Source organism: Burkholderia sp. HI2500 (assembly GCF_002223055.1).
GTDB lineage: Bacteria > Pseudomonadota > Gammaproteobacteria > Burkholderiales > Burkholderiaceae > Burkholderia.
Map to the genome: position 1 here is coordinate 266,435 of NZ_NKFL01000006.1, position 12,142 is coordinate 278,576.

Consider the following 12,142-nt stretch of genomic DNA (forward strand, 5'->3'; position numbering starts at 1 on the left):
TAACTGGTTGAGCGTGCCCGCTACGTCTGTCGAAGCGGGCTGCATGGGATAAATAGTAACGCCGCCCATCGCGCTTTTGGCGATGTCTTATATAAGACATAAGACATTATTTTCTGTTGATTTTCAATGGGTTACGTTTCAGTTTTTGCAATGCAAAACAAGTTTTCAAGCGACGAAAAGGCGTCGGCGCGGGAAATTGGCGGGGATTCCGCAATACGAAATGCTCTTTCGGCTGCTGGAGGCCGGGCAAGCCTCACATGCGCCCGTGACACCCGATCGTCGGGGCGGTGCGAGCGGCGCTGAACCGCAGCCGCGCCGGCATGCCGTTTCGTCCGGGCCGGAATCGAAAACATCGCGCCGCATGCGGACAAGCCTGATCCATCGGAAATACGCGTAAAAACCCCGCCCATCAAGCCTCTCAAGAAACCTAGTGGTTTCCACTCATAGTCGCAAATAGTCAAGAACAGGTCGCCGCCGGTCTTCTCGCGACCAATATGGCTCGTTACTTTTACTCCCACGATGCAGGCCGGGCACACCCCGCGCACCGGCTGCCGCGAGTCAAACCGGGAGGTAACGAACCATGAAGTCGACGAAGATCGCCGCGCTTGTCGCGGCCGTGCTGGCGACCGGCGCGTTCACGCACGCGGCGCAGGCCGAAACGGATGCCGCGGCCTGCCGCACCGTGCGTTTCGCGGATATCGGCTGGACCGACATCACGTCGACCACGGCGCTCGCGTCGACCGTGTTCGAGGCGCTCGGCTACAAGCCGACCACGACGATCGCGTCGGTGCCGATCTCGTTCGCCGGCCTGAAGAGCAAGCAGCTCGACATATCGCTCGGCTACTGGTGGCCCGTGCAGCAGAAGCAGCTCCAGCCGTTCCTCGACAGCAAGTCGATCAACGTCGTCGAACCGCCGAACCTGTCGGGCGCGAAGGCGACGCTCGCGGTGCCGAGCTACGAGTACCAGGCGGGCCTGAAGACCTTCGAGGACATCGCGAAGCACCGCGCGGAACTCGACGGCAAGATCTACGGGATCGAGCCGGGCAGCAGCGCGAACGCGACGATCCAGAAGATGATCGACACGAACCAGTACGGGCTCGGCGGCTTCAAGCTCGTCGAATCGAGCGAGGCCGGGATGCTGGTGACCGTCGAGCGCGCGATCCGCGAGAAGAAGTGGGTGGTCTTCCTCGGCTGGGAACCGCATCCGATGAACATCCAGATCAGCATGAACTATCTGTCCGGCGGCGATGCGTCGTTCGGGCCGAACTACGGCGAAGCGCGCGTGTACACGCTCACGGCCCCCGACTTCATTTCCCGCTGCCCGAACGCCGGCAAGCTCGTCACGAACCTGCGCTTCTCGACGCAGCTCGAGAACCAGCTGATGCAGTCGGTGATGAACAAGACGAAGCCGGCCGAGGCCGCGAAGGCGTACCTGAAGAAGAACCCGCAGGTGCTCGATCCGTGGCTCGCGGGCGTCAAGACGTTCGACGGCAAGGATGGCCTGCCGGCCGTGAAGGCGTATCTCGGCCTGTGATGGTTGGCCCGCGGGCCGCACGCGGCGCGCGCCGACGAAACATCCGCATTGCGACACAACCCGATTCAAGCGAGGCAACCAGCATGAACCACGAAGTCATCATCACCTGCGCCGTCACCGGCGCGGGCGATACGGTCGGCAAGCATCCGGCGATTCCGGTCACGCCGAAGGAGATCGCGGCCGCCGCGATCGAGGCCGCGAAGGCCGGCGCAACGGTGGCGCACTGCCACGTGCGCGATCCGCAGACGGGGCGCGGCAGCCGCGACCCGAACCTGTACCGCGAAGTGGTCGACCGCATCCGCTCGGCCGACGTTGACGTGATCATCAACCTGACGGCCGGCATGGGCGGCGATCTCGAGATCGGCCCCGGCGAGGACCCGATGCGTTTCGGCAAGGGCACCGACCTGGTCGGCGGCCTCACGCGGCTCGCGCACGTCGAGGACTTGTTGCCCGAGATCTGCACGCTCGACTGCGGCACGCTGAATTTCGGTGACGGCGACTACATCTACGTATCGACGCCCGCGCAGCTGCGCGCCGGCGCGAAGCGCATCCAGGAACTCGGCGTGAAGCCGGAGCTGGAGATCTTCGACACGGGCCATCTGTGGTTCGCGAAGCAGTTGCTGAAGGAAGGGCTGCTCGACGATCCGCCGCTGTTCCAGCTGTGCCTCGGCATTCCGTGGGGCGCGCCGGCCGATACCGGCACGATGAAGGCGATGGTCGACAACCTGCCGCCGGGCGCGCACTGGGCCGGCTTTGGCATCGGCCGCATGCAGATGCCGATGGTCGCACAGGCGATGCTGCTTGGTGGCCACGTGCGGGTCGGCCTCGAAGACAACATCTGGCTCGATCGCGGCGTGCATGCGACCAACGGCACGCTCGTCGAGCGTGCAAGAGAGATCATCGAACGGCTCGGTGCCCGCGTGCTGACGCCGGCCGAAGGCCGCCGCAAGCTCGGCTTGCCGGCACGCGGCGAGCGTCCGCTCGAACGCCGTGCGATCGCCGAGTTCGCGTGAGTTTTTACCAGACTGATTGACATGACGCGGCGGCACGCACAGGCGCGGCCGCCCACCGATTTCCCCTGATTTGAAGGATGCGTTGACATGGCTGTGAAGACCGACATCAAGACGTTCGCCGCCATCGGCACCGGCGTGATCGGCAGCGGATGGATTTCCCGCGCGCTCGCGCACGGTCTCGACGTGGTCGTATGGGACCCGGCGCCGGGCGCGGAGGCGCGGCTGCGCGCGAACGTCGCGAACGCGTGGCCCGCGCTCGAACGCGTCGGCCTCGCACCGGGCGCCGACCCTGCGCGGCTGCGTTTCGTCTCGACGATCGAGGCCTGCGTCGCCGACGCGGATTTCATCCAGGAAAGCGCGCCCGAGCGCGAGGCGCTGAAGCTCGAACTGCACGAGCAGATCAGCCGTGCGGCGAAACCCGACGCGATCATCGCGTCGTCGACGTCGGGGCTGCTGCCGACGGATTTCTACGCGCGGGCGACGCATCCGGAGCGCTGCGTGGTCGGCCATCCATTCAATCCCGTCTACCTGCTGCCGCTCGTCGAGGTGCTCGGCGGCGCGCGCACGTCGCCGGAAGCGGTCGAAGGCGCGATGGAGGTCTATCGCAAGCTCGGCATGCGGCCGCTGCACGTGCGCAAGGAAGTGCCGGGCTTCATCGCCGACCGCCTGCTCGAAGCGTTGTGGCGCGAGGCGCTGCACCTCGTCAACGAAGGCGTCGCGACGACCGGCGAGATCGACGATGCGATCCGCTTCGGCGCGGGCATCCGCTGGTCGTTCATGGGCACGTTCCTGACCTACACGCTCGCGGGCGGCGATGCGGGCATGCGACACTTCATGCAGCAGTTCGGCCCCGCGCTCGAATTGCCGTGGACGAAGCTGGTCGCGCCCACGCTGACCGATGCGCTGATCGACAGCGTCGTCGAAGGCACGACCGAACAGCAGGGCACGCGCAGCATCAAGGAGCTCGAGCGCTATCGCGACGAGTGCATCACCGAGGTGCTGAAGTCGATCGCCGCGGTGAAGGCGCGGCACGGGATGCGATTCGAAGACTGAGGACGACAGACGATGACCGGCGATACCCCGCTGACGATTTACCGCGACGTGGTGCGGCCCGAATGGGTCGACTACAACGGCCACCTGCGCGATGCGTTCTACCTGCTGATTTTCAGCTTCGCGACCGATGCGCTGCTGGATCGCATCGGCCTCGATGACGCCGCGCGTCGCGAGCGGGGTCGCTCGGTCTACACGCTCGAAGCGCACGTGAACTACCTGCACGAGATCAAGGAGGGCACGCCGGTGCGCGTCGATGCGCGCGTGCTCGCACACGACGCGAAGCGGCTGCACCTGTATCTCGAGCTGTTCGCTGACGGGCACGACGATGCGGTGTCGGCGAGCGAGCAGATGCTGCTGCACGTCGATACGCGCGACGGCGCGAAATCGGCGCCGTTCGACGACGACGTGGCCGCCCGCGTGGCCGAGCTGCATGCGTTGCAGCGCGATGGCGCGGCGCCCGCGTATGCGGGCCGCGTGATCGGGCTGCCGCCGCGCCGATAACCTGCGCGAACCTTCGACCTCGGAGCGCACACGATGCTCGAACCGGAAATCGCGACGTTCGTTGCCGCCGTGGACGCGTGGTATCCGGCCGACGCGGCGGCGCGCTCGCCCGCCGAACAGCGCCGCCTGTACGACCGCTTCGCGGCCGAATGGACGCCGGCCGCGCTGCCGGCCGGCATCGTGCAGCAGGACGCCGTCTGGCACGCCGCCGACGGCCGTGCGATCGCGCTGCGGCGTTACACGTCCGCGCACCGCACGCCACGCGGCACGGTGCTGTTCTTTCATGGCGGCGGCTTCGTCGTCGGCTCGCTCGACAGTCATGCGCTGATCACCGCGCAACTGGCGGCCGATACGGGGCTCGACGTGATCGCGGCCGACTACCGGCTCGCGCCCGAGCATCGCGCGCCGGCCGCGCTCGAAGATTGCCTGGAGGTCACGCGCGCCGCGCGCGACGCACGCTGGCCGTTCGGGCCGTGCATGCATCCGCTGACGCTCGCGGGCGACAGCGCGGGCGGCATGCTCGCGGCGGCGGTGGCCACCGCGCTGCGCGATGCGGGCGAAGGCGGTATTGACGGCATCGCGCTCGTCTATCCGATGCTCGGGTTCGAACCGCAATCGCCCGCGCGCGAAACGGAAGCGCACGCGCCGATGCTGACGCTCGACGACGTCCATCGCTATCGCGCGCTGTACTGGGAAGGCGGCTTGCTCGATGCGCTGGGAGACGGTGACCCGCTGCTGCGCGCGTCGATACCGCTCGCGGCTTCGCGTTTCGACGGCCTGCCGCCGGTGCTCGCGATCGGCGCGGAACACGATCCGCTGCGCGACGACGCGCGCGTATACGTCGAACGGATTCGCGCGGCCGGCGGGGCCGCGCATTACTGGATGGGAGAAGGGCTGGTGCACGGCTGCTGGCGCGCGCTCGGAACGAGCCCGCAGGCGGCGCGGCTGCACCGGACGGTCGGCGGTTTTCTGCTCGCACCACACGCGTAGCGGGCGTTTCCGGGAGGCAACGATGCAGGCAGCGCAACACCGTATCGAGGACTGGCGGACGTTTTCGGCCGACGCGGCCATTGCGGCGGCGACGATTGGCGACGGCGCGGTGGACGTCGAATGGAGCGACACGCGACGATCGCCGTTTCATTTCGACTGGCTGCGCGACAACTGCGCGTGTTCCGCGTGCGTGCATGCCGTCACGCGTGAACAGGTGTTCGAGATCGCCGATGCGCGCGAGGATCTCTCCGCGCTCACGGTGCACGTCGAAACCGACGGCGCGCTGCATGTCGAGTGGAATGACGGACACCGCAGCGCGTGGTCGCCGGGCTGGTTGCGCGCGCATGCGTACGACGACGCGTCGCGCGCGGAGCGGCAGGCCGCGCACGGGCGGCACGTGTGGGCCGGCGACGACGCGACGGCCATCGGCGTGTTCGCGTGGCGCGACGTGATGGAGGACGACCGCGCATTGCTCGCGTGGCTCGCCGCGTTGCAACGCACGGGGCTGACGCTCGTCGAAGGCGTGCCGGCCGAGCGTGGCCGTGTCGACGAGATTGCGCGCCGCATCGGCCTGATCCGCGAGAGCAATTTCGGCGTGCTGTTCGACGTCGAATCGAAGCCGCGCCCGGACAGCAATGCGTATACGTCGCTGAACCTGCCGCCGCATACCGATTTGCCGACCCGCGAGCTGCAGCCGGGTGTGCAGTTCCTGCATTGCCTCGCGAACGACGCGACCGGCGGCGACAGCGTGTTCCTCGACGGCTTCGCGCTGGCTGATGCGCTGCGGCGCGAGCATCCGGCCGATTTCGAACAGCTTGCGGTGACGCCGTTCGAGTTCTGGAACAAGAGTGCGAACAGCGACTACCGCTGCTCGGCGCCGGTGATCGGGCTCGACGCGCGCGGCAACGTGACCGAGGTGCGTGTCGCGAACTTCCTGCGCGGGCCGCTCGATGCGCCGGCCGGCTCGGTCGCGGCCGTCTATCGCGCGTACCGGCGGTTCCTCGCGCTGGCGCGCGAGCCGCGCTTTCGCGTGCAGCGCCGGCTGCGGGCGGGCGACATGTGGGCGTTCGACAACCGCCGCGTGCTGCATGCGCGCACCGAGTTCGATCCGTCTACCGGCCGCCGGCACCTGCAGGGCTGCTACATCGATCGCGACGAACTGCTGTCGCGGTGGCGCGTGCTGTCGCGTTCGGCGCCTGCCGCGGCCGCGTCGCGCTGACGGGCGCGCGCGGTTTCGTCCTGCTCGCACGCATCCCTCGGAAATGAAAAAACACCCGGACGCCAGGCGCCCGGGCGAAGCCCCCCGTTGCCGGGCGGCGGAGGTATGCGTTTCATCAAAAAGGACGAGCCCCGCAAGGGGGCTCGTCCTGACTTTCGTGCTTCATCGCGCGACGCGCGGCGCCCGCCGAGGGCGCATCGGCTTACTGGCCGAAGAAGATCGAGTCGCGAGCGTTCGACGATGCGGCCGGGGCGCCCGAGTGGACGGCCGGAGCCGGTTGTGCGCCGTAGCCGCTGGTGTCGGCGCCATGAACACGCGCTTCGGCGCTCTGGATGTCGTTCGGGTAGTACGGGCTCGCCACGCCCGGCTTGTAGCCGGCTTGTTCGAGCTGGACCAGTTCGTTGCGCACTTGAGCGCGGGTCACGGTGCTTTGAGCGAATGCGCCAAACGAAGCGGACAGGGCGGCAGCGGCAACGACTGCGGAAACGAGCGATTTCATGATGACCTCCGGTGTTTTATTGAGTTCGCTCTCGACACCTTGTCTTAAGCGATTGATCAAATCTTAGTCATCGGAAGGTTCAGGGTAAACGCTGGTTTTGACGATAAATTGTTTCCTGGGTGGTAACAGTGGCGCGTCGAATCAGGCTTTCAACCGGCTTTCTTTTCGGTCGGTGCAACAAGTATCGCGAATCTTGCGGACGGCGAAGCGCGGTTCAGCGCACCTCGGCCGCCGTGTCGAACGACCGGCCCGGCGCGCGTCCGGCCGGTGCGCCCGAACTGAGGAAACGCACGCCCGTCGCCGCTTCCGAGGCTTCCCACAGCAGCGCCGCGGAGGCCACGTCGCGCGCCGCGCGGGGCACGCTCGCGGGCGCCGGCAGCCCGCGCGACTCGAACCAGCCGGACGGCCCGATGTACGCGCCGCCGGCGAGATCAGGCGAGGTTGCCGCATGAATCGCGGGCAGCGCGCCCTGGTCGGCCGGCTGCGCGAGATAACGGTTCGCGGCGCGCATCAGTGCGGCACGGGCGGGCGAACTGTCCATCGCCGGGCCCGCGAACTGCAGGTTGGTCGCCGCGTAGCCCGGGTGCGCGGCCACGCTGATCCCGGCGAACGCCGCGCGCTCGAAACGGCGTTGCAGCTCGATCGCGAACACGAGATTCGCGAGCTTGCTGTCGCAATAGGCGAGATAACGGTTGTAGCGGTGTTCGGCACGCAGGTCGTCGACGCGGATCCGGCCGCCGCGGTTCAAGCCGCTCGACATCGTCACGACCCGCGCCCGGCGCGCGGCGCGCAACGCGGGCAGCAGATGGCCGGTGAGCGCGAAATGGCCGAGGTGGTTGGTGCCGAACTGCATCTCGAAGCCGTCGTGCGTATGGCGCAGCGGCAGGAACATCACGCCGGCGTTGTTGCAGAGGATATCGACGCGCCCATGGCGTTCGGCCACATCGGCCGCGAAGCGTGCGATCGACGCGAGATCGGCGAGGTCGAGCGCGTCGACTTCGACGCGGGCATCGGGATGGAGCCGGCGGATCGCGTCGGCCGCCTGCGCGGCGCGGGCCGCGTCGCGGCAGCCCATCACGACCGTCGCGCCTTTCGCGGCCAGCGTTTCCGCCAGCTGCCAGCCGAGCCCGCTGTTGGCGCCGGTCACGACCGCGACCTTGCCGCCTTGCGCCGGGACGTGGCGCGCGCTCCATGCATGCATGTCTGCCTCCATTGGCGCGGCCGGGCGGCCGCGGCGCGTAATCATTACATTGAGTGGTGTAACGATAGTGCGCGCGGGCGTGGCAGACAAGCGGGGGAATTAGACCGGCGCTTCTAGGGCCGGCGCATCGGATGGCGCCGCGTGCAGTGACGCGCGGCCGGCAGGATTTACCTGCCGCCGGCCAGCGCGAGCACTTCGGCGGCGGAGATCATCGCGGCCGCGTTCGCGGGCGCCGGGCGTTCGGCCGGGCGGAAGACTTCGTCGCCGCGGTGGATCACCTGGCGCGACAGCGCGCAGGTGCCGGTGCGTTGCGCGAAGCGGCGGCGCCAGCGCTGCTCACCGTAATGACAGCGGCCGGGCTCGACCCAGCGGACGACGAGCAGCGTATCGGAACGTTCGAGGATTTCGACGTGGACGTCGGCGGGATCGAGCACAGGCAGGGATTTGGAGGCCTTCATTTTGCCGTTTCCTAAAGCTCGTGCGGTTCGGTCATGGCAGTGGATGTCACTACCCGATGGCGAATCCGTAGCGGTTTCCATGAGTGGTGCGCTAAATGTAAGCGTCTGTGACCGGAAAAAACATCCTGTCTGGCTCAAATTACCTTTTGCCGATTTAGAAACAATCCAGGCTTATTTTCTTGGAAACCACAGACAAAAACGCCCCGGACACGAAGCCCGGGGCGGAAAATCGGCCTGCGCGCCGTGTCTGCTCGCCCAGTCACGGAGCCCATCGCCGGGGGGACGGAGGTGCCCGCAGGGATCGAACGCGGGCGGGGTGGCGATGGACCGGATGCGCAGTCCGGTACGTCATGATGGCGCGCGCATCCCGTTGAGACCCTGACGTGAACATGACTTTTTCGTCAGTTTGGCGGGATGTCGTGCCCCGCTTGTGCGAAAGAATCGACTGGAAGGCCCGCCGGTATTGGATTTGTCCGAATCCTGGGGGGGCTCCCGGGCGCTATCGAACGTCGAATCCTTGCTCAACAGGCCGATTTCCCCACCCGGGTAAATACTGAATCCTGATTCCGTGACAAACGCGGAATCACTTCCTAAGATTGGTTGGACCTTTAGTCCTTTGTGCCAATCGGCCGACGGGTGGCCGGCTTCTTCGGGAGGTTGCTCATGAGATTGCAGGGCAAGCGCGCGCTGGTCACGGCGGCCGGGCAGGGCATCGGCCGCGCGACCGCGTTGCGGTTCGCGAGCGAGGGCGCCGACGTGCTGGCGACCGACATCAACGAAGCCGCGCTCGTGCGGCTCGAGGCCGACGCCGAGCGCGTGGGCGGCCGGCTGGCCACGCGTCGGCTCGACGTGACCGATGCGCAGGACGTCGCGGCGCTCGCCGCGAGCGAACGCGCGTTCGACGTGCTGTTCAACTGCGCGGGCTTCGTTCACCACGGCTCGATCCTCGACTGCGACGACGAAGCGTGGGCGTTCTCGCTGAACCTGAACGTCACGTCGATGTACCGGCTGATTCGCGCGCTGCTGCCCGCGATGCTCGAAGCGGGCGGCGCGTCGATCATCAACATGGCGTCGGCCGCGTCGAGCGTGAAGGGCGTGCCCAACCGCTTCGTCTACGGCACGACCAAGGCGGCCGTGATCGGCCTGACCAAGGCGGTGGCCGCCGATTTCGTCGAGCGGGGCATCCGCTGCAACGCGATCTGCCCGGGCACGATCGAATCGCCGTCGCTGGAGCAACGCATCGCGGACCAGGCGCGCACGCGCCACGTGTCGACCGACGAGGTGCGCCAGGCGTTCGTCGCGCGCCAGCCGATCGGACGCATCGGCCGCGCGGAGGAAGTGGCCGCGCTCGCGCTGTACCTCGCGTCCGACGAAGCGTCGTTCACGACCGGCGCGATCCACCTGATCGACGGCGGCTGGTCGAACTGACCGTGCCTAACCGGCCGTGTCGAACTAACCGCGCCCTCCCATTCACTTTCCGTATCGGCTCAACACGACATGAAACTGCTGAGATTTGGCGACAAACACCATGAAAAGCCGGGCCTGCTCGATGCGCAGGGCCATATCCGCGACCTGTCCGGCGTGATCGACGACATCGCCGGCGACGTGCTGGCGCCGGCGTCGCTCGCGCGGCTGCGCGACATTCCGCCGTCGTCGCTGCCGCTGGTCGAAGGCACGCCGCGGCTCGGCGCGTGCGTCGGCCGCGTCGGCAAGTTCATCTGCATCGGGCTCAACTATTCCGACCACGCGGCCGAATCGGGGATGGACGTACCGAAGGAGCCGGTCGTGTTCGGCAAGTGGACGAGCGCGATCTCGGGGCCGAACGACGACGTCGAGATTCCGCGCGGCTCGGAGAAAACCGACTGGGAAGTCGAGCTCGGCGTGGTGATCGGCCAGGGCGGCCGCTACATCGCGGAAGCCGACGCGCTGTCGCACGTCGCAGGCTACTGCGTCGTGAACGACGTGTCGGAGCGCGAATTCCAGCTCGAACGCGGCGGCACGTGGGACAAGGGCAAGGGCAACGACACGTTCGGGCCGCTCGGCCCGTGGCTCGTGACGGCCGACGAAGTGCCCGATCCGCATGCGCTGCGGTTGTGGCTCGACGTCGACGGCCATCGCTACCAGAACGGCACGACCGCGACGATGGTGTTCCGCGTGCCGCACCTGATCAGCTACCTGAGCCGCTTCATGAGCCTGCAGCCGGGCGACGTGATCTCGACCGGCACGCCGCCGGGTGTCGGCCTCGGGCAGAAGCCGCCCGTCTATCTGCGCGCCGGACAGGTGATCACGCTCGGCATCGACGGGCTCGGCGAGCAACGCCAGCGCACCGTGCAGGCCTGATTTCCTTTAACGGACGGTTCGTCATGCCTATCATTCGATCGATGCGCGTCCTCGACGTGCGCTTCCCGACCTCGCGCCAGCTCGACGGCTCCGACGCGATGAATCCGGACCCCGATTATTCGGCGGCCTACGTCGTGCTCGAAACCGACCATGACGGGCTCGAAGGTCACGGGCTCACGTTCACCATCGGGCGCGGCAACGAAATCTGCTGCGCGGCGATCGACGCGATGCGTCACCTCGTCGTCGGCCTCGATCTCGACTGGATCCGCGAAGACATGGGCCGCTTCTGGCGGCACGTCACGTCGGACAGCCAGTTGCGCTGGATCGGCCCCGACAAGGGCGCGATCCACCTGGCGACGGGCGCGGTCGTCAACGCGGTGTGGGATCTGTGGGCGAAAGCCGAACGCAAGCCGCTGTGGCGGCTCGTGGCCGACATGAGCCCCGAGGAGCTGGTGCGCGCGATCGACTTCCGCTACCTGACCGACTGCCTGACGCCGGACGAAGCGCTCGACCTGCTGCGCCGGCAGGCGCCGGCCAAGGCCGAACGGATCGCGCTGCTCGAGCGCGACGGCTACCCGTGCTACACGACGTCGGCCGGCTGGCTCGGCTACAGCGACGACAAGCTGCGGCGGCTGTGTCGCGAAGCCGTCGACGCCGGGTTCGAGTACGTGAAGCTGAAGGTCGGCGCGAACCTGGCGGACGACATTCGCCGCGTGACGATCGCGCGCGAGGTGATCGGCCCGGACCGCAAGCTGATGATCGACGCGAACCAGGTGTGGGAGGTGGACGAGGCGATCGACTGGGTGCGCGAGCTGGCGTTCGCGCGGCCGTGGTTCATCGAGGAGCCGACCAGCCCCGACGACGTCGAGGGGCATCGCAAGATCCGCGAGGCGATCGCGCCCGTGCAGGTCGCGACCGGCGAGATGTGCCAGAACCGCGTGCTGTTCAAGCAGTTCATCGCGCGCGGCGCGATCGACGTCGTGCAGATCGATGCGTGCCGGCTCGGCGGCGTGAACGAGATTCTCGCGGTGATGCTGATGGCCGCGAAGTACGGGCTGCCCGTGTGTCCGCACGCAGGCGGCGTCGGGTTGTGCGAGTACGTGCAGCATCTGTCGATGATCGATTACATCTGCATCGCCGGCACGAAGGAAGGGCGCGTGACGGAGTACGTCGATCACCTGCACGAGCATTTCGTCGAACCGTGCGTCGTGCGCGGCGCGGCCTACATGCCGCCGACGGCGCCCGGTTTCTCGATCGAGATGAAGCCCGAATCGCTGGAGCAGTACCGGTTCCGCGGCTGACACGCGTCGAGCGTGCCGACAACATGAACGACG

Annotated in this window: 12 protein-coding genes; 9 read left to right on the plus strand and 3 right to left on the minus strand. The window is 67.4% G+C overall.

Annotated elements, in window-relative coordinates:
* Window positions 1–580 precede the first annotated feature (580 nt).
* From CFB45_RS18950 to CFB45_RS18975, 6 genes are all read left to right on the plus strand, one after another.
* Window positions 581–1,534 carry a choline ABC transporter substrate-binding protein gene (locus CFB45_RS18950; RefSeq protein ID WP_089426864.1) on the plus strand — a complete coding sequence of 318 codons (954 nt, stop codon included), beginning with the start codon at window positions 581–583 and terminating at the stop codon, window positions 1,532–1,534.
* A gap of 83 nt (window positions 1,535–1,617) precedes the next feature.
* Window positions 1,618–2,547, plus strand: coding sequence for a 3-keto-5-aminohexanoate cleavage protein (locus CFB45_RS18955; protein ID WP_039366557.1), 930 nt, complete (start codon window positions 1,618–1,620; stop codon window positions 2,545–2,547).
* Between the two features lie 87 nt (window positions 2,548–2,634).
* Entirely contained in the window at window positions 2,635–3,600 is a 966-nt protein-coding gene (locus CFB45_RS18960) for an L-carnitine dehydrogenase (protein ID WP_011547128.1), read from the plus strand.
* A 12-nt stretch (window positions 3,601–3,612) separates the two neighbouring features.
* A complete protein-coding gene (locus CFB45_RS18965) occupies window positions 3,613–4,101 on the plus strand; it encodes a thioesterase family protein (protein ID WP_089426865.1) in 489 nt (162 codons plus the stop codon).
* Window positions 4,102–4,134: 33 nt separating this feature from the next.
* The gene (locus tag CFB45_RS18970) at window positions 4,135–5,091 is read left to right on the plus strand and encodes an alpha/beta hydrolase (protein WP_089426866.1); all 957 of its coding nucleotides are present in this window, start codon (window positions 4,135–4,137) and stop codon (window positions 5,089–5,091) included.
* Window positions 5,092–5,113: 22 nt separating this feature from the next.
* A complete protein-coding gene (locus CFB45_RS18975; protein ID WP_089426867.1) occupies window positions 5,114–6,310 on the plus strand; it encodes a TauD/TfdA family dioxygenase in 1,197 nt (398 codons plus the stop codon).
* 202 nt (window positions 6,311–6,512) lie between these two features.
* Here CFB45_RS18975 and CFB45_RS18980 read toward each other — a convergent pair whose 3' ends face one another.
* The 3 genes from CFB45_RS18980 to CFB45_RS18990 form a co-directional block, all read right to left on the minus strand.
* On the minus strand, window positions 6,513–6,809 hold the full coding sequence (locus CFB45_RS18980) for a DUF4148 domain-containing protein (RefSeq protein ID WP_089426868.1): 297 nt from the start codon (window positions 6,807–6,809) through the stop codon (window positions 6,513–6,515).
* Between the two features lie 214 nt (window positions 6,810–7,023).
* Entirely contained in the window at window positions 7,024–8,010 is a 987-nt protein-coding gene (locus tag CFB45_RS18985) for an oxidoreductase (RefSeq protein WP_089429043.1), read from the minus strand.
* Between the two features lie 167 nt (window positions 8,011–8,177).
* Entirely contained in the window at window positions 8,178–8,468 is a 291-nt protein-coding gene (locus CFB45_RS18990; RefSeq protein ID WP_069252332.1) for a DUF3331 domain-containing protein, read from the minus strand.
* A gap of 663 nt (window positions 8,469–9,131) precedes the next feature.
* Between CFB45_RS18990 and CFB45_RS18995 the strand changes: the two genes are divergently transcribed.
* From CFB45_RS18995 to CFB45_RS19005, 3 genes are all read left to right on the plus strand, one after another.
* On the plus strand, window positions 9,132–9,896 hold the full coding sequence (locus CFB45_RS18995; protein ID WP_089426869.1) for an SDR family oxidoreductase: 765 nt from the start codon (window positions 9,132–9,134) through the stop codon (window positions 9,894–9,896).
* A gap of 69 nt (window positions 9,897–9,965) precedes the next feature.
* Window positions 9,966–10,808: an ureidoglycolate lyase gene (locus CFB45_RS19000; protein WP_089426870.1), complete on the plus strand. Its 843-nt coding sequence runs from the start codon at window positions 9,966–9,968 to the stop codon at window positions 10,806–10,808.
* A gap of 23 nt (window positions 10,809–10,831) precedes the next feature.
* A complete protein-coding gene (locus CFB45_RS19005) occupies window positions 10,832–12,109 on the plus strand; it encodes an L-fuconate dehydratase (protein ID WP_089426871.1) in 1,278 nt (425 codons plus the stop codon).
* Window positions 12,110–12,142: the final 33 nt, after the last annotated feature.